The 20,535-nt window shown below is 47.2% G+C and carries 22 protein-coding genes, 1 tRNA gene and 2 pseudogenes; 7 read left to right on the forward strand and 18 right to left on the reverse strand.

What is annotated here, in order from left to right:
* Positions 1-621: 621 nt before the first annotated feature.
* Complete coding sequence (locus QUB44_RS27685) at positions 622-1,866, reverse strand: hypothetical protein (RefSeq protein ID WP_333372537.1); 1,245 nt, start codon at positions 1,864-1,866, stop codon at positions 622-624.
* Positions 1,867-2,449: 583 nt separating this feature from the next.
* Here QUB44_RS27685 and QUB44_RS27690 point away from each other — a divergent pair.
* The gene (locus tag QUB44_RS27690; RefSeq protein ID WP_333372539.1) at positions 2,450-3,376 is read left to right on the forward strand and encodes a tetratricopeptide repeat protein; all 927 of its coding nucleotides are present in this window, start codon (positions 2,450-2,452) and stop codon (positions 3,374-3,376) included.
* A 137-nt stretch (positions 3,377-3,513) separates the two neighbouring features.
* Positions 3,514-4,377, forward strand: a pseudogene (locus QUB44_RS27695) (Uma2 family endonuclease).
* Positions 4,378-4,420: 43 nt separating this feature from the next.
* Here QUB44_RS27695 and QUB44_RS27700 read toward each other — a convergent pair.
* From QUB44_RS27700 to QUB44_RS27710, 3 genes are all read right to left on the reverse strand, one after another.
* Positions 4,421-4,702 (reverse strand): type II toxin-antitoxin system RelE/ParE family toxin, encoded by a 282-nt coding sequence (locus QUB44_RS27700; protein WP_172191064.1) that lies wholly within the window; start codon positions 4,700-4,702, stop codon positions 4,421-4,423.
* Positions 4,702-4,926 carry a hypothetical protein gene (locus QUB44_RS27705; protein WP_333234642.1) on the reverse strand — a complete coding sequence of 75 codons (225 nt, stop codon included), beginning with the start codon at positions 4,924-4,926 and terminating at the stop codon, positions 4,702-4,704. Before QUB44_RS27705 ends, QUB44_RS27700 begins: the two co-directional genes overlap by 1 nt.
* A 265-nt stretch (positions 4,927-5,191) precedes the next feature.
* Positions 5,192-5,314, reverse strand: a complete 123-nt coding sequence (locus tag QUB44_RS27710) for a hypothetical protein (RefSeq protein WP_333292937.1) — start codon at positions 5,312-5,314, stop codon at positions 5,192-5,194.
* Positions 5,315-5,366: 52 nt separating this feature from the next.
* Here QUB44_RS27710 and QUB44_RS27715 point away from each other — a divergent pair.
* A pseudogene (locus QUB44_RS27715) lies at positions 5,367-5,474 on the forward strand (Uma2 family endonuclease); the annotation flags it as partial.
* Positions 5,475-5,541: 67 nt separating this feature from the next.
* Here QUB44_RS27715 and QUB44_RS27720 read toward each other — a convergent pair.
* The 4 genes from QUB44_RS27720 to QUB44_RS27735 form a co-directional block, all read right to left on the reverse strand.
* The gene (locus tag QUB44_RS27720) at positions 5,542-5,862 is read right to left on the reverse strand and encodes a helix-turn-helix transcriptional regulator (RefSeq protein WP_333372541.1); all 321 of its coding nucleotides are present in this window, start codon (positions 5,860-5,862) and stop codon (positions 5,542-5,544) included.
* A gap of 116 nt (positions 5,863-5,978) precedes the next feature.
* A complete protein-coding gene (locus QUB44_RS27725) occupies positions 5,979-6,338 on the reverse strand; it encodes a type II toxin-antitoxin system RelE/ParE family toxin (protein ID WP_333372544.1) in 360 nt (119 codons plus the stop codon).
* Positions 6,339-7,018: 680 nt separating this feature from the next.
* Entirely contained in the window at positions 7,019-8,746 is a 1,728-nt protein-coding gene (locus QUB44_RS27730) for a succinate dehydrogenase/fumarate reductase flavoprotein subunit (RefSeq protein ID WP_333372546.1), read from the reverse strand.
* 128 nt (positions 8,747-8,874) lie between these two features.
* A complete protein-coding gene (locus QUB44_RS27735; RefSeq protein WP_333070018.1) occupies positions 8,875-9,189 on the reverse strand; it encodes a hypothetical protein in 315 nt (104 codons plus the stop codon).
* Between the two features lie 419 nt (positions 9,190-9,608).
* Here QUB44_RS27735 and QUB44_RS27740 point away from each other — a divergent pair, with 419 nt between their 5' ends.
* Both QUB44_RS27740 and QUB44_RS27745 read left to right on the forward strand, forming a co-directional pair.
* Positions 9,609-10,334 carry a lysophospholipid acyltransferase family protein gene (locus tag QUB44_RS27740; RefSeq protein ID WP_333372548.1) on the forward strand — a complete coding sequence of 242 codons (726 nt, stop codon included), beginning with the start codon at positions 9,609-9,611 and terminating at the stop codon, positions 10,332-10,334.
* Between the two features lie 92 nt (positions 10,335-10,426).
* Positions 10,427-11,248, forward strand: coding sequence for an alpha/beta hydrolase (locus QUB44_RS27745; protein WP_333372550.1), 822 nt, complete (start codon positions 10,427-10,429; stop codon positions 11,246-11,248).
* Positions 11,249-11,489: 241 nt separating this feature from the next.
* On the opposite strand, the gene QUB44_RS27750 is transcribed toward QUB44_RS27745, so the two are convergent.
* The 8 genes from QUB44_RS27750 to nadA form a co-directional block, all read right to left on the reverse strand.
* Complete coding sequence (locus QUB44_RS27750; RefSeq protein WP_333372552.1) at positions 11,490-12,206, reverse strand: DUF2996 domain-containing protein; 717 nt, start codon at positions 12,204-12,206, stop codon at positions 11,490-11,492.
* Between the two features lie 185 nt (positions 12,207-12,391).
* Positions 12,392-13,279: a hypothetical protein gene (locus QUB44_RS27755; RefSeq protein WP_333372553.1), complete on the reverse strand. Its 888-nt coding sequence runs from the start codon at positions 13,277-13,279 to the stop codon at positions 12,392-12,394.
* A gap of 138 nt (positions 13,280-13,417) precedes the next feature.
* The gene (locus QUB44_RS27760) at positions 13,418-13,972 is read right to left on the reverse strand and encodes a hypothetical protein (protein ID WP_333372555.1); all 555 of its coding nucleotides are present in this window, start codon (positions 13,970-13,972) and stop codon (positions 13,418-13,420) included.
* A 337-nt stretch (positions 13,973-14,309) separates the two neighbouring features.
* Positions 14,310-14,426 (reverse strand): photosystem I reaction center subunit VIII, encoded by a 117-nt coding sequence (locus tag QUB44_RS27765; RefSeq protein ID WP_015174678.1) that lies wholly within the window; start codon positions 14,424-14,426, stop codon positions 14,310-14,312.
* A 57-nt stretch (positions 14,427-14,483) separates the two neighbouring features.
* Positions 14,484-14,993, reverse strand: a complete 510-nt coding sequence (locus QUB44_RS27770; protein WP_172191067.1) for a photosystem I reaction center protein subunit XI — start codon at positions 14,991-14,993, stop codon at positions 14,484-14,486.
* 114 nt (positions 14,994-15,107) lie between these two features.
* On the reverse strand, positions 15,108-15,824 hold the full coding sequence (locus QUB44_RS27775) for a TIGR04283 family arsenosugar biosynthesis glycosyltransferase (protein ID WP_333372557.1): 717 nt from the start codon (positions 15,822-15,824) through the stop codon (positions 15,108-15,110).
* Positions 15,825-16,246: 422 nt separating this feature from the next.
* Positions 16,247-16,864, reverse strand: coding sequence for a TIGR04282 family arsenosugar biosynthesis glycosyltransferase (locus tag QUB44_RS27780; RefSeq protein WP_333372559.1), 618 nt, complete (start codon positions 16,862-16,864; stop codon positions 16,247-16,249).
* Between the two features lie 183 nt (positions 16,865-17,047).
* On the reverse strand, positions 17,048-18,016 hold the full coding sequence (gene nadA / locus QUB44_RS27785) for a quinolinate synthase NadA (RefSeq protein ID WP_333372561.1): 969 nt from the start codon (positions 18,014-18,016) through the stop codon (positions 17,048-17,050).
* A gap of 211 nt (positions 18,017-18,227) precedes the next feature.
* On the opposite strand from nadA, the gene QUB44_RS27790 reads away from it, so the two are divergent.
* Together QUB44_RS27790 and QUB44_RS27795 are read left to right on the forward strand one after the other, a co-directional pair.
* A complete protein-coding gene (locus QUB44_RS27790) occupies positions 18,228-19,145 on the forward strand; it encodes a TIGR04168 family protein (RefSeq protein WP_333372563.1) in 918 nt (305 codons plus the stop codon).
* Between the two features lie 34 nt (positions 19,146-19,179).
* Positions 19,180-19,268: transfer RNA gene (locus QUB44_RS27795), tRNA-Ser, on the forward strand.
* 363 nt (positions 19,269-19,631) lie between these two features.
* On the opposite strand, the gene QUB44_RS27800 is transcribed toward QUB44_RS27795, so the two are convergent.
* Both QUB44_RS27800 and QUB44_RS27805 read right to left on the reverse strand, forming a co-directional pair.
* Positions 19,632-19,922 carry a hypothetical protein gene (locus QUB44_RS27800; RefSeq protein ID WP_333372564.1) on the reverse strand — a complete coding sequence of 97 codons (291 nt, stop codon included), beginning with the start codon at positions 19,920-19,922 and terminating at the stop codon, positions 19,632-19,634.
* Between the two features lie 315 nt (positions 19,923-20,237).
* The coding region (locus QUB44_RS27805) for a hypothetical protein (protein ID WP_333372565.1) at positions 20,238-20,535 on the reverse strand (298 nt) is incomplete at its 5' end.

Below are 20,535 nucleotides of genomic sequence, written 5' to 3' on the forward strand. Positions count from 1 at the left end.
TCTATCCTTTCTCTTCGCTGTGCTTATCTCAATGGTCAACTTTCTACTTGATGTATCTGCAAAAGTGAGATGCACCCAAATAGAACTTATGGAGTTTGGAAAGGTGAACGAGCTGTCCAAGTAAGATTGGTGACTTTTTCAGATTTAGACACCGGGATCGAAGTTAGATTTTTGACCAATTTACCTGAATCAGGAGACCTTAGATATAGTAACTAAGAAACTGCAAAAATTTACCGAAGACAATCGCAAAGTGAGTTGCTATCGAAGTTTCTGAAAATGCACTTAAAGTTGTCTTGTTTAATCACGGACAATACAAATGGGATTCCGATACAAATCTATGTTTTTTTGATTTATTACTTGCTTGTTCAATTAGTGGAAGTTCCATCTGTAATCGGTGATAAGCTGCTAAATAAATTATGCTATTTACAGGCTTTTATGGGTAAAAAGATTAGCTATGTTCACTGTTTAAGAAACTAAATTTTAATTGCTAAAATTAGCGCTTTACAGGATTAGTATATCTATTTTTCTGTTCCTATTAATGGGTCTTCAACACTTCTGGTAAAAATGCAAGATTAATTTTTTTTTTAAGCTTTAATCTTGCATTTTTACTTTCACTATTTTTTATTCCTCGATCGGCTTAGGCTTCTTAACCGGCTTAGGAAGAGGTTCCTTCGGGACAGGCGGTGGTGCTGCTGCAGATTTGATGGTAGGACGCCCTACAGGAACACCGTCACCGCTAGGCCTAGGAGTAAACGGACGCTTCCCTCCTCCTTTGAAGCCACCGGGCGGCTTGCTGCCAGGGGGGAATTTCCGCTTTTTAATCGGCAGGGCACCAATATTATTAGCCTGCTCAATCATCAGACTGTCAGCTTTCAATTTGACGTGGAAATCCCAAAAAAACCCGATCGCCTTTGTTCCTAAATCTCCCTTAAGTTTCAGTTTAAAAAACTTCATCTTGTCGTCATTCTTGCGGGGAGCTTGCTTGATTTTGACGATGACATACTTTTCTTGGTCTTGGGATTGATAAATCACCTCACCTCTAATCGAAAAATAGCCATCTTCAACATCAGGTTCCGAGGGAGGCAAAGATGCGGTCGATGCTTCGCCGCTAGCCTCAATCTCCGCTGCTTCCTGATTTTCCTCATCAGAGGACGGTTCGGGAGGTTTCTTGAGCGTTTCCGGCTCCCAAACCCCCATAATCTGGGCGTGCAAGTTGCCGTCTTCTTGCCTGGTGCGGGGATAGACCACCCACAGGTGTTCTTGTTCCAGATCCAGGTGATTTTTGACTAAACTCATGACTCTACCCAGCAAAACTGCGTCGATGGCAGTTCCGTCGGCAGCTATCAGCATACCCCGGGTGAATTGCTCTTCTGATGGCGTGTAGCGGCCCCGCACCAAACCAACAGCTCGGTACTGTCTGGGTTCACTGGGGGGGGGAATAGGATGTTGGCGCATGACGGATGGTATATCCTCAGCGCCCTGACTTTCGTTAGCAGCCGGCTCGGCGTTTGCGGGCGGTGCGACTGCTAGGGCTGGAGTATCGCTGACAGGTGTCGAAGACGCTGCAGGCGCCGGGCGTGCAGGAGCATTGCTGGGCTGGTCTTGTGGCTTTATTTTGTCCTTGTCGAGGGCAGAACTGTAGCGTGGTCGTTGCAGCCTATCCTTGGACGCTGGGGCGTCTGTTGGCGTTGCCGATTGATTTTGGTCAACAGGTGCAGCCAACGCCGAAGGCACCGAACTTTCGTCTGGTGTCTCAGGAATGGAATCTGTATCATTAGGCGGATTGACGGCCTGTTCGCTTGGCTGATCCTTGCGATTAGAAGTAGATTTGGACGATTTGGAAGACCGGTTGGGAGAGGGGTTCATAAAAACTCCTTGCAGCGGAGACACATCCCTTAAGGGAAATTAGGAATAAACTGAAGAAACTGCTTTAAAAACTACTAGCACCTGACTTGGGGCTTGCGCCCGGAGGTCTGGTTGTGACCCGTCAACGCCAACTTTCAACGCTACGAGTGCCGATCGGTTCGCTGGCTGCTAAAATCCTTGCGAGCAAGGACTTTGGCAGTTGCTGACCGATCAATTCTGCGATCGCGCTGAGCTGGAGTTGCTGGCTAATAGCATTTAGGATATTCAGCTTGCCTATTTTACTTAATCCAATTACCTAACGGCCTGATCCGCCATATTTTCGGTAATTTTTAGCTTGACCAGACTAAATTGGACAGACACCGCAGTCCTTGGGGCTGCGGGTCTGAGCGTCCAAAATTGTTTAGCTAGCATGGAGTTGTGGGTCTGTTACCATATTAGCTGCAAGTAAAAGGCTGCTTTGTCCGTTGGGACTTTGAAGTTAAAAACGTTTACGGTTGCACCGATCGAGCTCTCATGGCAGATGCCGCCTGGTGATGCCTTAATTCTTAGAAAATAGTACATTTTAAGCTGGGATAGTTGAATTATGGAAAAAGCAAACAAGCGTCGTGGGTTGATTACTGTGGTGGTGGTGCTGGCAGTCATCGCTTTTGTGGGAATTTCTCTGATGCCTCCTCTGATCACTCCAATTTTGGACAGCATTTTCAAGGGAAACCAAGCCCAAAGTACGTCAACTCCAACGCCTACTCAGACGGCCCAGTCTGGGGAGAAGCAATCAGAGTTGCTGCAAGCTCAGGCGAGGGGGTACGAATTGGTTTTGCAGCGAGAACCTGACAACGTAACGGCTTTGCGGGGATTGTTGCAGGTGCGACTGGAGTTGATCGGGCAAGGAGTGGGGGACATTAAGGATGCGATCGCTCCTTTGGAAAAGTTGGCTTCGCTGAATCCTGAGACTACTGAATACGGAATCTTGCTGGCTCAAGCTAAGGAACGCACGGGCGATCGCGAAGGGGCTGCTCAAGCTTACAGGTCAATTTTAGCGTCTAGACCTGGGGAAATTAAGGCTTTGCAGGGGTTGGTGAATTTGCTGCTGGTGCAGCAGCGGCCGGAAGCTGCGATCGGACTGCTGCAAGATACGCTGAAAGCTGCTCCGGCTGCAAATCTGGCGAAACCGGAAAGTGTGGATGTAACTTCAGTGCAGTTGATTTTGGGACAGGTTTATGCTGTGCAGAAGCGCTACGAGGAGGCGATCGCAATTTATGACGAATCTGCTAAGGCTAATCCCAAAGATTTTCGCCCGACTTTAGGAAAGGCGATCGTGCTGAAGGAACAGGGCAAAACAGATGAGGCAAAAACGCTGTTCGATCGGGCTACTGAGTTAGCTCCTCCTAACTATAAAGACCAAATTAATCAGTTAGCTAGCGGCACTCCTTCGCCATCTCCAACAGCAGAATATGCCAGTCCCGAACCTGCGGCTTCCCCAATTCCTGAAGGTGCGCTACCAAAACCTTAAGGAAAGTTTTGAGTTTTGAGTACCCTATAACTGTAAGGACACAGCCGTGCTGTGTCCCTACCCGTGCCACGTTCTTTAACCTAGATTTGAGATTACCAATTACTAAATACCAATTAGGTAAGACCTCGGAGGGAATTATGACTGCTAGCGTTAACCGCGTTGTTCTACCTCCTGCTTTTCCAGACCACACTCAATTACCAGAGTCAGACGGTACTTTTGTGAAAAATTTTCAGGAGCATCCGCAGAGTTTAATTTTAACAGATTAGATCGGGCAAATTTTGCAACAGCGGCATCCTGACGGACAATATGCGATCGGTCAAGACTGCGGCATTTACTGGCGAGAAACTGAACCGACGGAACAAGGTGCGGAAGCTCCTGATTGGTTTTACGTTCCGAATGTACCTCCTAACATTGACGGTCAAATTCGGCGTTCCTACGTGCTGTGGCGGGAACACATAGCACCATTAATTGCTTTGGAATTTGCTAGCGGGAACGGGGATGAAGAGCGCGATATTACTCCTTTATCTCGCACCGATGAAGGGGGAGTCACTAAACCTGGAAAGTTTTGGGTTTACGAGCGGGTGATGCGAATTCCCTATTACGGCATCTACCAAGTTAATAATGGCAGATTAGAAGTTTATCGGTTGATTGACGGGTTTTATCAACTGTTAGAACTCAATCAGCGCGGTCATTTTCCCATTGCACCTTTAGGCGTAGAATTGGGACTTTGGCAAGGCAGTTATCAAAATCAAACCATGCTTTGGCTGCGTTGGTGGGACGAGGAAGGTAATTTGCTGTTGATTGGCGATGAAAGAGCAGAATTAGAGAGATTGCGAGGGGAACAACAACGGGAAAGGGCCGAGAGTGCAGAACAGGCACGACAAGCTGAATTTCAGGCAAGAAGGGATGCAATTCCCCGGTTGTTGGGAATGGGTTTGAGTGCCGAACAGGTGGCGGAGGCGTTAAGTTTATCTGTGGAGGAAGTGACGGAGAATGCTTGAGAGTGAGATAGTGAGAGAGAATTGGGTAAAAGGGCGATCGGTCTTAATAGACTTCATCATGAGAACCCATTTTGAGCAATAAAATAGCTTCCTCCTCATCTTCTGGATCGGTCACAAACTCAAATAAAATCCGATAATCATAATCTATTGAACACGACCAGATACCCGATAAATCTCCTGTCAGTTTGTGAGTTCGCAAGCTGGGGTTAAAGCAGTCTTCAGACAAAAGTTCAAGCGTAGCTTCAATTAAAAGGCGAAGCTGAGGATTTTTACGAACTAACTTTTTGAAAGTACGAATAGATTTGGGAGTCCAACCAATTTTCATCAATCATCCAACTCCGCCATAAAATCGGCTACCGACCCAAATTTAACATTGCCCTCAGCATACTCTTGACGAACTTCTGCAACTTCCTTGAGTAATTCATTGCGTCGCTGTTGTCGCAGACGATTCTGAAGAATATCTAGAAGCAGGGCTTGATCTTCTAATGATAAAACTTCTACAGCTTCAAGAGCTTGCTGGAATTGAGATGTCTGTGTCGTTTTACTCATATATTATATTTAACTGTATGATACCCGATAAAAGCAGTATAACACTGCCAAGTTTGCAGTCATCTCCCAGAGTTGAATAAACAGCAAATTCAGTAGATTGTGTTTACTCTTCTGACCACCAGATAGGTTGTCCATCGTGTTGATAAGAATAATCTTCTGGCGACGGATCTCCGTCCCAAGGAGGTGCTTTTGCTTACCTCTGGTATTGGTTGCAATTTTTATTTCTGATAGTCCTGGACGCATGGAACCCAGAAACCGGGTTTTTTTACAAAAATACTTCGTTGCAGCCCGCACCCAAGGTAAAAAACCCGGTTTCTTTTGTCCGAGTGCGTCCAGGACTGTTTGAAAAACGTTCGGCTTTGACAGCTAGCAAAATATGGTTGAGCATATCTATGCTTGGCGAACCTGTAGTTGTCAATTAGTAAGGTGCGAACTGCCCAAGAAGGGATGCTATTCCCCGATTGTTGGGAATGGGTTTGAGTGTCGAACAAGTGGCGGAGGCGTTAAGTTTATCTGTGGAGGAAGTTAGCCACAATTATCACGGCTGAGATAGTTTTATCGGGATAAAGTTAGCTTCAAATTCTCGAAGATTCTCAAATTTCAACTGTCTGCTTCTCAGCTTTTGGAAGAAGTAATAGCGAGTGCCACATCCTCGCGAGTTGCTCCCAGCGCTAGCATTGTCCTTACCATCAAATCAAGAGAAACAGACGGATCGCCAGCTTCTATTTTAGCTACCCGTGACTGACTAGATTTAAGTTTCTTAGCCAAACTTTCTTGAGAAAGATTTTGACTAATGCGAAGCTGCTTCAAGCGTTTAATTAGAGACAGCTTCATCTCAATAAAAGCAATTTCTTCGGCTGAAAGTTCTAGAAAGTCTGCGGCATCTCCCACCCGCCAACCTGCTGCTTCTAAACGTTGACGTTTAATGGCATCCATTGTAAATATTACCTCTTTTAATTATATGAATTGCACAGAGCAAGGATTGTGAATGGTGAATTGTCTCTCAATTTGTAAGGTGGGCAATGCCCACCCTAAAGGAAGTCCTGAAATAACTAGGTTTCTCCTGAGCTTTGATCGTACAATCTCAGTCGTTTTTGACTGTTTTCGAGCGCGCGCTTAGGCGTTTTCTGGGTAGTTTTTTGAAACACCTCTGCAATGACAATAGCATCTGAGTCAATCCGGTAAATAATTCGCCACTGTTTACCGGCTTCACTATCATCTATCCGCAATTCGTGGCAGTGAGGGCTGATGCTTGGCATAGGCCGAGAGACAGGCATGGCTAAAATTTCTCCATTTTGTAACATCCTTAATAAAATCCCTGCCTCAATTCGCGCTGAGGCGGAAAAAGGGGGAGTTTTTACGGAGCCTCTGATGAGCCAAACAACATCTTTGTTCTCGCCTTGGGATTCCATAAGTTAACCACTGTATAGTCATATATAGCAATCCTAAATGATTATACTCGTTACCAGGCTCTGCCTGGTAACGCATATCCGGAGGCTCTGCCTCCATTGTCGCAGCCGAGGCAGAGCCTCGCTTACATCGGTTCCCAGGCAGAGCTTGGGAACCAGTTAACCAGTTATTGAAACTGATTTAGGATTGCTATAGCATCGATTTAGTGATATGTCATATCTGACATAATCGTAGCAAAACATAACTAAAAGTGGTACAAGACACCAAAGATTGCAGAATTTCTTCTCAATTCATAAGGTACGCACCGCAAGCCCAGACCTGTCAAGGTGTCTGCTGAGCCTGGAGAAAATCACCTCAAACCCTTGAAATCTCGAAAGCTGCGATCGTTAAATCTGCTTTTTTTACCAAAAAACTAGGTGGATTGCCTCCAAACTGGTCAGTAGGATGAGGTAAATAAGTCGTAGCAAAGCGGGGCGTAAGGGGTTGCGCCAATATGCTAAGAAGGCAATACGCACCTACAAACGAGATTTCAAGTGTTTTAGAGATATTGAACCAAGCTCGACAGACACCCCAGACAGGGCTGGCATCGCAAGCCCAAACTCCGAAAAGTAAGTAGGGTGCGTCAGCCATTTGGTAATTAGGTAAAAACAAAATTTATTTAGGGCTGACACACCCATACAAATTAATACTTCCTCTCCTGCGGCTCAAACATCGTAATCGCCACCGGCATATAAGCCAAATCAATCCCCGCAGGCGAATAATACGCCATTGTATGCTTCAAGAAATTGCCATCATCGCGCTCAGTAAAATCTTCCCGCGAATGAGCTCCCCGACTTTCCTGTCGGTTTAAAGCAGAAGTTAAAATCATTTTTCCGACAATTATCAAACTCCGCAACTCCAAAGCTTCCACAATTTCCGTATTCCACAACTTGCCTTTATCGTCTAAGTAAACATCCTCATATTGTCGCTCTAAATCCGCCAATTTCTTTAAACCTTCCTGCATCAATACGGCGCTACGAAATACGCCACAATACTCAGTCATAGTATCTTGATACTGCTGCCGGATTTGATTGATGCGGTATTTTCCCGGACGTTCTAAAAGTGCCTGAATTTGCTCTTTTGCTTCCGTAATATAACGCTGTTCGTCTACGGCAGGCAACTTGCGATTTTGCACGAATTGTGCTATAGTTGCGCCAGTAACTTTGCCGTAAACTACGCATTCCAACAGCGAATTGCTGCCCAAACGGTTGGCGCCGTGAACAGACACGCAAGCTGCTTCGCCCGCGGCAAAGAAACCGTCTACCAAACCCTCAGGACTGCTGCGAACTTGCCCGCTAACATTAGTAGGAATTCCCCCCATTGAATAGTGAACGGTAGGGCGCACGGGCATCGGCTGATTTACGGCATCAATTCCTAACAAACGGTGGGCTTCTTCCCAAGCAAAAGGAATTTTGCTCATAATTTTTTCGCGTCCCATGTGCCGCAAATCGAGGTAGATAAAGGGGCCGCCGGCACTACCATCAACATTAATTCCTCGGCCGGCGCGAATTTCTATGGAAATTGACCGCGAAGTGATATCTCTGGGCGCTAATTCCATGCGCGAGGGGGCATAATTGGCCATAAATCGATCGCCCTCTGAATTAATCAAATAAGCGCCTTCGCCCCGCACAGCCTCCGAAATCAACACTCCCACGGGATACAAACCCGTCGGGTGAAACTGCACAAACTCCATATCTTCCAGCGGCAATCCAGCTAAAGCCGTCATCGCCAAACCGTCTCCCGTCGAGGCGTAATCGTTCGACGTGGTATTGTAAACTCGGCCGTAACCGCCCGTAGCAAACATCACCGCCTTAGCACGGACAACCTCAATTTGACCGTCTAGCAGGCTGTACATAACTACGCCCTTGGCTTGGCCTTCTTCCAAAATCAGGCGCGTAACATACCACTCCTGATAGATGTGAACTCCGCAGCGGCGCAGATTGTTGACTAATTCGTGGAGGATGGCGTGACCGGTTTTGTCGGCGGCGTAGCAGGTGCGGCGGTGGGAATGTCCGCCGAAAGCGCGCTGGGCAATTCTGCCATCTGGGAGGCGGGAGAAGAGGACTCCCATGTGTTCTAAATCTATGACTACACCGGGGGCTTCGCGGGTGAGGATTTCTACCGCGTCTTGGTCGGCTAAATAGTCTGAACCTTTTACTGTGTCGAAGGCGTGGGCTTTCCAACTGTCTTCGGGATCGACATTTTGGAGGCTGGAGGCCATGCCGCCTTGGGCTGCGACGGAGTGCGATCGAATCGGGTGAGTTTTGGCGACGACAGCTACCTTTAAACTCGGGTCAGTCCGAGCAATTTCTACTGCGGCGCGGCAACCTGCTAAACCGCCGCCTACAATGATTACGTCGTGTTCTAGCATTTTTTTTAATTATTTTGAGTGTTCTGCTCAACTTATGGTGACGCAAAAAAAACTTCCTACCAAAAGAGCAGGAAGTTTTTTAACTTTTGATTTGAATGGAAAAGCAAAAGTTAAAATTTCAAATTGGACTAGCCGGCGCTTTCGGCAGGGTTCTGAAGCGACTGATTTCCCGTTGCAGAAGGTTGAGGTTCCGTACCGGGTTCTACAGCAAGCACTTCAATGTTATTTAGCAGAGTTGTAACGAAAGCAAACAGCAAGAAGGGCAGAGACAGCACTAAAATCAAGCCGACGGTAGCCAAGGCGTAGATTTGGCGGGCGCTACTCCACAAGGCGAGTGCCGACGCTAGACTTAGGAAGATGACTATCAGCCAAACAATGATTTGACCGTAAATGTCGCCAAAGGTGAGCGTACATCTAAGGCGATAGTTTTGGATGTTATTCATTTGATGCCTCGCGAGATTGCTATTAGGACTTCCGCAAAAATAGGTTGACAGTGCGTCAATCCCGACTGTAAATTTATCAGTTTAGCTGCCGCAACTTGGTTTTGGGGCTGTTTTAAACATTCTTTATATAAGTTGCCACAACACTTGATAAATTTTTGCTTCTGACTGGGAAATTCTGCCGAAACAGTTCGCACTCGCACTCGCCCGGTCTAGAAACCGAGTTTTTTACTGTTTTGGCGGGCCCACTAGAAGGAAACGCGCGAAACAACCAAGGTGATGGCCGCCCGTGCGTCCAAGATTACGAAACCAAGGCATAAGGAGAAAGTCTACTTTTTGAGGGAGCTGCGACTTGGTAAAGAAATGTTAAGCTGCGTGGGAATGGAATCAACCTTTATAGCGTCGCACCTGTCTTTTCGCCCATGTCTTCAGAGAGCAAATTGCTGATTTCACGCTGTTTCCTGGCTGGTTTGGGAACGCAGATGTTTATGTACCGCGAAGACCGGATTCCCCAAGAGAACCCGGTGCTGGTGGTGAGCAATCACCGCAGTTTCTTAGATCCTGTGCTGCTGACGGCTGCTTTGGGTCGATCGATTCGCTTTGCTTGTCATCATTACATGGGCCAAGTTCCGCTGATGAGGGAAGTTGTCACGACTTTCGGCGCTTTCCCCCTGGAAGCACCCGAACACCGACAGCAGCATTTTTTCTCTCAAGCGACAGCGCTGCTGCAAAGCGGGGAGATGGTGGGGGTGTTTCCAGAGGGTGCAGAACCGATGGTGAAGCTGACTGCACCCAATACTGTGGGGAAGTTTCAGCGGGGATTTGCTCATTTGGCTTTGCGGGCTCCGGTGCGGGATTTGGCGGTTTTGCCGGTGGCCATTAGCTCTTTTGAGGAACACTCAGTACGATCTGGTGTACCGCTCAAGTTGTTGAGTTTGTTTGATCCTTCGGAACCGCTGTTCGATCGATCGGGGTGGCATCCTGTGATAATTTATCAACGAGTTAATGTTTTAATCGGCCGGCCTTACTGGATTACTGTCGATCGACAGCAGCAATATCGAGGCAAAAAAGCCAAAGCAGTTGTGGCTGAACTCACGAACCACTGTCAGGGAGAAATTGCAGAATTACTCCAAGGACGTTGTTTGTAAGTTTGTTGACTGTTGACTGTTGACTATTGGCTGGTGTCAGATTTCCAATCTAAAATCTAAAATCTAAAATCTAAAATCGATTGACTTGAATCATGGCAAATGCTAACAACAAGATTCGTTTCCTAACCCCCAAACCGCCGAAACCCGATCGCCCTTTATTTGTATTTCTGCCCGGTATGGATGGCAGCGGTTTGCTGCTGCGGTCGCAAATTTCTAAATTAGCAAATCATTTCGATATTCGCTGCTTAACTGTACCGGCTGACGACATGGCTAGTTGGGACGTACTGGTTAGCGAAACAATTGCCTTAATTGAAGCAGAAAAGCAAGCCGGAAAGCCGAAGCGGCCGGTTTATCTGTGCGGCGAGTCATTTGGGGGCTGTTTAGCGATGAAAACTGTTTTAGAAGCTCCTAAATTGTGCGATCGATTAATTTTAGTCAATCCAGCTTCTTCGTTTCGACAGCAGCCTTGGGTGCAGTGGGGGTCGTACCTGACTCAGTGGCTGCCGGCCAACCTTTATCCGCTCTCGGTAATCGGTCTCTTGCCGATATTAGCATCATTAGGAAAGATTGGGCGCGACGAGCGACGAGCTTTGCTAGAAGCGATGCAAGCAGTACCGCAAAATACGTCTGTGTGGAGATTGGCGTTAGTGCGATCGTTTAATGTTGACGAAAATCAGTTGCGTGGCATCAAACAGCCGACGCTAGTAATTGCTAGCGGTGCAGATCGGCTGCTGCCTTCCCTAGTAGAAGCGAAGCTTTTAGTCAAGGTAATTCCCAAAGCTGAAATGGTGCTGCTGGCTAACAGCGGTCATGCTTGTTTATTAGAAACAGATGTTAACCTTTACGGGATTATGCAAGCTCGCAATTTTTTGACAAAATCCGAAGAAAATCGGTCATTAGTCAGCAGTCATTAGTCAATAGTCATTGGGCATTGGGCATTGGGCATTGGGCATTGGGCATTGGGCATTGGGCATTGGGCATCTCCGAAAAACAATCTTATCGGCATCAGCAATTACCAATTATATTATGTCCGGTCAATCGATTACGGCTACAGTGTGAGCGTCCCGCTCGCACTTGACAATAATTATCAGGATTAACCGGATCTGATGTTATCAATTACCAATGCCCAATTCCCGATTCGCAATTCCCAATTAACTAATTAAGATTTAGCCATTTTTGAGCGTTAAGGCGCTGGACTACTCCAAACACCATGAGGTCTAGAGTAACCTTGCGTTCGTCTATCAAAAAAGGCTCTAAAGTGCTGGTTTTGGTATTATTTTCAGCGCAGGAAAATGCTCTTTGACTTTGAATATTTTCTTGAGGAAAATACAGATTAAATTGGCGCTGACCTTCTTGGAATTTCCCAATTACCTGCCAGCAATCCCCGGCGGAACTCATGCCCGCCACTGGGAGTTTTTGCTTTGCCAAACTCACCTCTAAATCCTTAACGCCCTGCTTAGTCAAAGCAGTTTGCAAAGCGGGCAAATAATCTTGTTGAATAAATTCCGCAAAGGGCTTGTCTTCAACAGCAGGTGCTTTTTCCTTTTTAGCTTTAGCTGGCGGCTTGTCGCCGTCCGCCTTGGCTGCGGGCTTTTTAGCAGCCGCCTGGGGCTTGTCAGTGCTGGGCAAGTCGGTTGTATCGGGTTCCTCGGAACTCGGGGCGTGATCGATCGAAGCATTGGGAGTTTCCGATTCCCCAGCGGTAGGATTTTTCGGTTCTTTCTTGGCTGCGGGCTTTTTAGCAGCCGGCTGAGGCTTGTCAGTGCTGGGAAAGTCGGTTGTATCGGGTGCGTCGGAACTCGGGGCGTGATCGATCGAAGCACTGGGAGTTTCCGATTCTCCAGCGGTAGGATTTTGGGGTTCTTCTGGCATTAACGCTTCCTGTTAAAAGTGATCGGTAAAAGGAGTTGTGAGTGCAGGTGGGGGCGATCGACTTTTGTAATCGCGCACACTTTTTATCGAAAACCAACCTGAGAGAATGGCTAGTCCAAAAAATTTGAACTCAAAACACTCTCATAGGGCGATCGCCCGCAAACATCACAACTCTTGAGATTATTCTAAATCTCTGCGACAGCTCGTTCAATCAAACGGCGGGCGAGAGTTTGAACACCGGTGTGTTCGTAGTAGTTGGTACTAATGTCGAGGAATGCGCCCACGTAGTCCACCTTATCAGCAGAAATGTCTACAAAATTCTGCAAGTGGCCGAGTACGTTTTGGGGAGTCAAACCCCGATCGCTCACAAAAGAGCTCATCCAGCCAGAAACCGAGTTAAAGCTTTCGCCGATAAAGCCAAGCTGGCCGGTGGGAGAGCCCCCAGGAATCATGCCGCCGATCGACTTAAAAGCCTGATTATCTTGCAAATCGCTAGGGGAGAGCTTTTGAATCCAAGACTGAGTTGCCATGATAAAGTCAGGCCCCAAAGGAATCAAACCGTCGAAACAAACCAAAGCAGCCATCCGCATTAGGGATTCGCCACCGTAGTCACCCAAGGAAGCGGCAAAATCGCCAATGCTGTCGCCGGGAATACCGTTGATTTGGCAAAAAGCCAGCAACTCAGTGACTAACTTCAGAGAAAGGTCGATCGTTTGAGCTTTTTCAGCCTTGGGAGTGATATTGCCGAGGAACGACAAAAACGAGACATTTTCCGCAACCTTGTTAGCGAGGGCGGCACTGCCCAAAGCCTTGTCGGCACTGTCAATAGTTTGGTAAAGCCACAGAGCGCGCTGGTAGCCCTGAGACTTATCGTTGTAGAGGTAGATGGCGCGCTCGCCAATTTGCTGGATCAGTTCTTCGTCTGTTTCCCCAGTAACGGTGCGAATGGTATTTTCAAAGCCAACTAAATTGTTCCACTCGCCGGGCACCACAAAGTCAAGCGCTCGCAGGGCTTTGACAGTCATGTTGTCTTTAGGCAGTGTATCGACTAATTCAAAGACTGTTTTGCTCACAAAAAACTCCTTTTGCTAGAACGGGAATCAAAGGTATTACTTTTGGCAGATGGCAAGAACTTCACAGTCTTATTGTGGCAGACTTAGTTCTGATAGCGCCAGACTTGAGTCGGGCGCGGAGTGTGACAAGAGACATTGCTACTTGACGCGGGCGAGGCCACCGAGGTTAAATTTTGACAGCCAAGCTTCGCGATCGCTAGCGGTAAAAGAGGGATCGCGGGATTGAACTTTCACCTGATAGCGATTTGCCACTAAAACAGCAGTGATATTAGCACCCTGATTAACGGCGGGATAGCCGCTGATTTGCTTGGTACTTTGCTTAAATTTTGCACCTGCGCTGGGGTTGCCGGCGATGTCGTTAATCGAGAGCACCGCGACATTTTTACCGCCTTTGTTCAATTTAGCTTCAGCAAAACCGGATTTTTCTTGAGCAAAAACGCGATCGAATCCACCGCCAGAAGACGGGAAGTATTTATTTAACTTACCACCTGCAACTGCTTTCTTGGGCAGGTTTTGATTACTAGCAGTTGATTTGTCAGCAGTTGTCTGCTGTGCTTTACCAGGTTTTTGGGTACTTTCCTGCTGGGCTTTGTCCCAGCGGGAGGGGGCTTGAGTTTGACCGCAGGAAGTCACCAGCAGCAGTACCGAGATCAGGAATGGAGCTAAGATTCGGCGTGCGGGGGAAAATTGCATCGCTGTCTCCTCATGAATAAGTTTCCATAACAATTGTGGCTTAGAATTTGGCCATTTGTGTTCCCTAATCGGATAATTTGTCTTCTTTGTAAAAAAATCCTCTGCCGGCCGGCAGAGGATTTTTTGGCAATTACGAGTTTTGAAGGAAGAAAACTGAAAGATTGCTCCACAGATAAATTCTGGGGATGGGGGTAAAGAAACTAAGTTTTGTGATAGCCAGCAATCTCAAAACAATTTTTGCTGATTTTCCCTAGATTTATCTAGAAATTTCAGAGCAATTGTTCGTCAATCGTCTTACTTCGGCTTTCCAACTTAGGTCTTACTTTAGGGGTAAGGCTCAGGCGTCGCTTTCAATGTAGATAAACAACAAACCCATTACCACAACCGGCATTAACCATGTAATAACCGGAATCAAAATCCAAGGCAAGAAAGAAGCAGCGTAGGAACCTGTCATATCTAATTCTCCAAACTAAAGTTAGTGTGTTCCAACAGGGGTATTTGGCAGTGAAGTCTAATTGTTGACTAAACCCCGGAAAATGGCGTCAACGCCGTTAAAGTTTTCGAGTAAGAAATAGGCAGCAAAGACGCCGCTCATCCCGCCAATGAAGAAACCAGCGGTAAGCTGGCTCCACCCTTCAGCATTTCTGAGGGAATCGGGAGTCATCGGATTAGCACTAGGGTAGCTGGTGTTGTCTTGCTTGAAAGACACCAAACCGTAAGCAGACATACCTAGTGTGCCGAGCAGAACTAAAACGAGGGCTGTAATTAATCCGCCGAGATTAGCTGCTTCGGGATAATCCCGCAGGGGTCCGAAGACGATTTCGGGGCCGACGAGGAAATAACCGTGGGCCAAACCGATTTCTAGACCTCGAACTAGGGGCGAGAGTCCTTTGCGGTAGGCGGGCAAGTTCCCAATAAATGCTTTTGTGAAATCAGAAGCACTGATGGGGGTGGCTAGATGACCCGTGAAGGGGTCTCCGTTAAAGGGTTTAATAAGCTCTGCATCTCTGGGATCGGCCATATTCTCTTTTTCCTCGCTGTGCGTAAAAGTTGAGGCATTCAAGTCATATTTTACGCAGGGAGGTGTTTCCTATTTGCATAATTGGCCGCAAGCTTTAGAAAAGTTCACTATTCTTTAGTTTTTGGAAGAATTTTTCTTTTGTCCCTTATACCAGAAAGCGAGTCGATCGGGCGACACTCCCAGGAAATAAGCGATGATTACTATTTGATTGATGGCGGTGGTTTTGATGACCCCAAGCTGCTGCCAGCGGCGGGCCGATGTCAGCACTGGGTGGGGTACTATTTCGATGCGACCTTGTTTTTTCAACCGCCGCACGAATTCAAAGTCTTCCATGAGGGGCAAGTCGGGAAAACCGCCGATTTTGTCAAAGGTAGCTGCGTTGAGGAAAATGGCTTGATCGCCGTAGGGCATTTGCAGAAAGTTCGATCGCCAGTTTACCCCTTTTTCTACCAGCCGGAGGCTGAGCCTGCGGGCGTCAATTTTGAGTTCAAAGGCCCCCGCTACGGAGGACGGGTTAGCTAGCGCCCGACGCGCGCTTGAGTCGTACCCGCAAGGCAAAAGAGTGTCTGCGTGGAGAAACAGCAGGATATCTCCAGTAGCTGCGGCGGCACCTGCATTCATTTGGGTGGCGCGGCCTGGGGCGGTGGAGATAACTCGGACGCCCAAAGATTCTGCTATATCTGTAGTACCGTCGCTGCTGCCCCCGTCGGCGACAATTATTTCGACATTTTTTGCCTCAAGGGCGGTGGAGATGACTGGGGCAATTGTAGATGCTTCATTTAAAACTGGAATGATAATGGAAATTTTGAGATTGGGATTTTCTGGCGACATACAGAATTAAGCACCCCGTGAGAGAGAGGGGTTTTGTACCAAGCTTATCTGTTATTTGGCCAATTTCTTACGCCGCGATCGCCCCTACATTGGGCCTTAACGTGGGAGGGCGAGTTTTGTACAAAGCTTATCTGTTAGTTGCTCATTTTTTACGCAGGGCCCGCGCCTACATTTGGCTTTCATCTGGCAGGGCGGGTTTCCTACAAAGCAGAGTTGTTAGTTGCTCATTTATGAGCTAATTTATGGCTTTTTCTCGCGCCTGGGACTATTGTCCCAAGCGCTGTCTAACTCGTACTGATATTCAGCATTTGGTTAGACAAATACACTTACTATATTATGACGTTATGGTTTCACAATCAAGTAGTTTATTATAATTAGTTATGATAATTTATAATATTTTATGTCCATTAAATATAGTTTAGTTATTTCAATAGATTAATATCTAAACCGAGCAAGTCCTCTGGTAGATCGATATCTGCAAGAGTGGGAAGATAAGCAATATTGAGGTCTAGTTTTTTGGCGATCGCCCGCGTACAAGCAAATACTTCACTGGTTCCCCAGTGAATGCCACTGAACAATTCCGGTATCGAACGCCGCAGCCCGATCAGATAATAACCTCCGTCTTTTGCGGGGCCCAAAACTAAATCGTGCTGGCTCAGTTCCTCAAAAGCTTGTGCCATGATTTCTGCTTTCAAATCAGGACAATCCGTGCCGATTATTGCTGTTTTCTCAACCCCTGAATTAAAAGACTTTTGAAACGCTGCTGTCATTCTTGCGCCCAAATCCCCGTCTATTTGATTTTGACAAGAAATATCACTTCCCAGCCACTCTTGCATCAGTTGTTGGCTGCCGCCGACTCGGTGAATTTCTACCGATAATTCGCGGGATTTTTCGAGAGAGAGAGCGCAGGCGATCGTCCGTTGAGCCATCAAACGGTGAAGGTTGGCAGCGCCTGTTTTTCCCAGCACCGGAATTAGTCTAGTTTTGGTTGTCCCCGGTTCGGGATAGCGGGTGAAAACAATCAGTTTTTCTGGCATCATTTATTGTTGATGAGTTTTCAAGGAAGGAAGCGCAGAGGCGCAGAGGCGCAGAGGAAGAGAAGAGAAAGAGTTGACAACTGATTCACGGATTGCCGATCGATGTTGGTGGGTTAGGCGAGGACTTAATTTAATCGCCGCGCCCAACCCAGCCTACAATATATTTACTTTAAAAATAGCCAGCGGTTAGCTCATTTCTAGCATTCGCTGGATGGGCTGCAAGGCTGCTAGTTGAATATCTAGGGGCATGGTAATTTCGGGGGTTTGATTTTTTAGGGAGAGATACAATTTTTCCAAGGTATTTAATCTCATGTGCGGGCATTCGTTGCAAGCGCAGTTATTATTGGTTGAGGGAGCCGGGATAAATCGTTTGTGCGGAGCTTGCTTTTCCATTTGGTGAATGATTCCCGGTTCAGTCGCGACAATAAAGGCTTGGCTGGAACTAGCTTGAGAATATTTGAGCAAAGCGGTGGTGGAGCCGATGTAATTGGCGTGGCGCAGCACGGGAGGTTCGCATTCTGGGTGGGCAATTATTTCGGCTTCGGGATTTTCGATTTTGAGTTGAACTATCTTTTTTTCTGAGAAGTTTTCGTGGACGATGCAGGCTCCTTGCCAGATTTCCATGTTTCTACCGGTTTGTTCCATGACGTAGCGGCCGAGATTGCGATCTGGCCCAAAAATTATCGGCTGATTTTCGGGAATTTGGTTGACAATTTTAACAGCATTAGAACTGGTGCAAATTATATCGCTCATTGCCTTAATTGCGGCGGTACAATTAATGTAGGAAATTACTAAATGTCCTGGTCGATCGGCTTTGAAAGCTGCAAAAGCTTCGGGAGGGCAACTGTCGGCGAGGGAACACCCAGCATTTAAGTCTGGCAACAATACTAATTTGTCGGGATTGAGAATTTTTGCGGTTTCAGCCATGAAATGAACTCCGGCAAAAACTATGACATCGGCGCTGGTGTTGGCGGCTTTGCGGGCAAGTTCTAGGGAGTCGCCAATGAAGTCTGCGATGTCTTGAATCTCGGAGTCTTGGTAATAGTGGGCGAGAATGACGGCGTTTAACTCTTGTTTGAGGGCGTTAATTGCTGCAAACAAGTCGTCGGGCAGTCGGGTTTGAGTAAAGTTCGGAGCAGGTGCGGTGGTAAACACAGTTAGAATATTCCGAGGAAGGTGGCGAAGACAGCTAAAGTGTATTTTGAATTATAGTTGAATTCACCAAAAAGTGCTGGCTGTTGAGTGGATCTCATCTAAAATCTCAAATCTAAAATCCAAAATATGCTGTGGGAGAGTGCAAAAATTGGTCGCTGTTTCTTATGCTGAGTAAGAAGGGGCTAGGGATCGATCGCACATGACAAATCACATGAATAAAGCTAAATCTATCAAAATTGCGGTGGTGGGGGACGTTCACGATCGCTGGGAACCTGAAGACGGCGATGCCCTGAAGCATCTGGGCGTTGATTTGGTGCTGTTTGTGGGGGATTTTGGCAATGAGTCGGTGGAGGTGGTGCGGGCGATCGCCCAATTGGACATTCCGAAGGCAGCGGTGTTTGGGAACCATGACGCTTGGTACACGGCGACAGAGTGGGGCCGCAGTCAGTGCCCTTACGATCGCACTCAAGAAAATTGGGTAAAACAGCAGTTAGATTTAATGGGAGAAGCTCACGTCGGTTACGGGAAACGGGATTTTCCCGAATTGGGGGTAACTGTGGTGGGAAGCCGCCCGTTTACTTGGGGGGGATCGGAGTGGAAGTACGGGGATTTTTACTCGGAGTGGTTTGGGGTAGAAAGTTTTGAGGAGTCGGCGCGGCGCATTGCAGCGGCTGCGGCGGAGGCTGATTGCGAAAATGTGATTTTTTTGGGTCACACGGGCCCGACGGGGTTAGGAGAGGCTCCTGAAGACCCCTGCGGGCGAGATTGGAAGCCGTTGGGAGGGGATTGGGGCGACCCGGATTTTGCGGAGGCGATCGATCAAACTCGGAGTTCTGGAAAGCACATACCTCTGGTAACTTTTGGTCATATGCACCACAAACTGCGGCACACGAAGCACGAGTTGCGGAAGTCGCTGGAGGTGAGTGCGGAGGGTACGGTGTATTTGAATGCGGCCAGCGTACCGCGAATTGTGGAGAAAGAGTGCTCGAAACTGCGGAATTTCTCGATCGTCCTGCTGGAAAATGGAGCAGTGTCGGAAGTGTCTCTGGTATGGGTAGGCGAAGATTTCGCGGTAGAAAGAGAACAAATTCTTTATCGGCGCGCTGAATCTGCGGCTATTTGTAGTTAGAGACATTTGCTGGTATGATAAAATTTATGCGCCGGGAGAGGTGGCAGAGTGGTCGAATGCGCCTGACTTGAAATCAGATGAAACGTGAAAACGTTTCCGTGGGTTCAAATCCCACCCTCTCCGCATCCCTTATCCTTTAAAGGTTTGGGCGACTAAAAAGCTCTAGTTTGCCGATAATACATACCACAACGGTATATAAAATGGTATATATACCGCAACGGTGTAAATCCTTGTGGTTGTTGAGCCTGCCTTTACCGACACCAAACCGTGTTTGCACTAGCCTTCATTTTTATAAGTAGCCGCCTACAGTAGGCGGCTAAGCTTTAGAATGCTATCCCGTCCTCTGTCGCGTCAAATGATTTTCTCGTTTAGACTGTTCACTTCCAGGTCTGAACCCGAAAACTTACAATCACAAGATGCACATAGCGTGAGTGATGCGATCAAACTCCCGTGCCGGGCGATCGTTTAGTTAAGGCAGTCTTCATATTAGAAGTCACCCAACATATCCAAAATGGCTTCCACGTCCGCTAGGTCGCACTTAGACTTTTTGCGCTTGGCTTTCAATTGGTTGAGTAAGTTAGCAGCATCAGGCAACTCTTTATCATCCCTTGAATCACTTGTGTCAGGTGACAATCCGTTATCTAGCTGTCGAGCTATAGTCAGCACTCGATCGGCTAGGGCGATCGGCACTCGGATGGTGCGGGTTTGCCCGTACTTCCATTTACCCTCATAGTGTTTGAGGTTAGCTAGGCTAGCGTCATTAATATTTCTAGTCATTTCACTTGTGTCAGGTGATTTACTATTAACAGATTGACACGGCTGCTTTAGTTTTGTCAAGCATTTCATCACCTGACACAAGTGAATAGGGGTAAAAAATTAGGCTGTAGTAGTCTCTGGTTTTGGCTGCCTACAGCTTCCGCAAGTGTGCAAGAACCACCAAGTCCGATGACCCCACAGGAATCGTAACAATCACTTTTTCGCCCTCAAGCTGGATGTAATAGTCGTTTCCCTTTGATCCATACCCGATATCAGTTATCTCACTTTCCTTGCCCTGGTAGTCACTTTTTAAAGTAATTTCCACCGAGTCGCCGATCAGCAAGTGCGGTTCGCACGGTAGCTGTATTGCAGGACTTTGGGGAGGGGTTGCAGGACTTCTGCAGGACTTATTGCAGGACTTAAACCTATGTCCTGTATAGGGTTTGCAGGACTTGCAGGACTTGAATGGGAAACTTTCTTTACTTCTGCTTTTTCCTGTTTGTCCTGGTTTTGATTTTCCGGTTCGCTTTCTGTTTTTTCGGTGATTTCACTTTCTGCCAAAATGTTTGGGGATAAGTCCTGCAAGTCCTGCAAACCTATATCCCGTATGGGGGGAAGTCCTGCACTAAGTCCT

The organism is Microcoleus sp. AT3-D2, from assembly GCF_036705715.1.
In the GTDB taxonomy this organism is placed as follows: domain Bacteria; phylum Cyanobacteriota; class Cyanobacteriia; order Cyanobacteriales; family Microcoleaceae; genus Microcoleus.

What these genes read in the sequence shown, in the direction of transcription:
- QUB44_RS27685 (WP_333372537.1), bottom strand. Translation starts at nt 1,866, where the DNA reads ATGAACCCCTCTCCCAACCGGTCTTCCAAATCGTCCAAATCTACTTCT.
- QUB44_RS27690 (WP_333372539.1), top strand. Translation starts at nt 2,450, where the DNA reads ATGGAAAAAGCAAACAAGCGTCGTGGGTTGATTACTGTGGTGGTGGTG.
- QUB44_RS27700 (WP_172191064.1), bottom strand. Translation starts at nt 4,702, where the DNA reads ATGAAAATTGGTTGGACTCCCAAATCTATTCGTACTTTCAAAAAGTTA.
- QUB44_RS27705 (WP_333234642.1), bottom strand. Translation starts at nt 4,926, where the DNA reads ATGAGTAAAACGACACAGACATCTCAATTCCAGCAAGCTCTTGAAGCT.
- QUB44_RS27710 (WP_333292937.1), bottom strand. Translation starts at nt 5,314, where the DNA reads ATGCTCAACCATATTTTGCTAGCTGTCAAAGCCGAACGTTTTTCAAAC.
- QUB44_RS27720 (WP_333372541.1), bottom strand. Translation starts at nt 5,862, where the DNA reads ATGGATGCCATTAAACGTCAACGTTTAGAAGCAGCAGGTTGGCGGGTG.
- QUB44_RS27725 (WP_333372544.1), bottom strand. Translation starts at nt 6,338, where the DNA reads ATGGAATCCCAAGGCGAGAACAAAGATGTTGTTTGGCTCATCAGAGGC.
- QUB44_RS27730 (WP_333372546.1), bottom strand. Translation starts at nt 8,746, where the DNA reads ATGCTAGAACACGACGTAATCATTGTAGGCGGCGGTTTAGCAGGTTGC.
- QUB44_RS27735 (WP_333070018.1), bottom strand. Translation starts at nt 9,189, where the DNA reads ATGAATAACATCCAAAACTATCGCCTTAGATGTACGCTCACCTTTGGC.
- QUB44_RS27740 (WP_333372548.1), top strand. Translation starts at nt 9,609, where the DNA reads ATGTCTTCAGAGAGCAAATTGCTGATTTCACGCTGTTTCCTGGCTGGT.
- QUB44_RS27745 (WP_333372550.1), top strand. Translation starts at nt 10,427, where the DNA reads ATGGCAAATGCTAACAACAAGATTCGTTTCCTAACCCCCAAACCGCCG.
- QUB44_RS27750 (WP_333372552.1), bottom strand. Translation starts at nt 12,206, where the DNA reads ATGCCAGAAGAACCCCAAAATCCTACCGCTGGAGAATCGGAAACTCCC.
- QUB44_RS27760 (WP_333372555.1), bottom strand. Translation starts at nt 13,972, where the DNA reads ATGCAATTTTCCCCCGCACGCCGAATCTTAGCTCCATTCCTGATCTCG.
- QUB44_RS27765 (WP_015174678.1), bottom strand. Translation starts at nt 14,426, where the DNA reads ATGACAGGTTCCTACGCTGCTTCTTTCTTGCCTTGGATTTTGATTCCG.
- QUB44_RS27770 (WP_172191067.1), bottom strand. Translation starts at nt 14,993, where the DNA reads ATGGCCGATCCCAGAGATGCAGAGCTTATTAAACCCTTTAACGGAGAC.
- QUB44_RS27775 (WP_333372557.1), bottom strand. Translation starts at nt 15,824, where the DNA reads ATGTCGCCAGAAAATCCCAATCTCAAAATTTCCATTATCATTCCAGTT.
- QUB44_RS27780 (WP_333372559.1), bottom strand. Translation starts at nt 16,864, where the DNA reads ATGATGCCAGAAAAACTGATTGTTTTCACCCGCTATCCCGAACCGGGG.
- QUB44_RS27790 (WP_333372563.1), top strand. Translation starts at nt 18,228, where the DNA reads ATGAATAAAGCTAAATCTATCAAAATTGCGGTGGTGGGGGACGTTCAC.
- QUB44_RS27800 (WP_333372564.1), bottom strand. Translation starts at nt 19,922, where the DNA reads ATGACTAGAAATATTAATGACGCTAGCCTAGCTAACCTCAAACACTAT.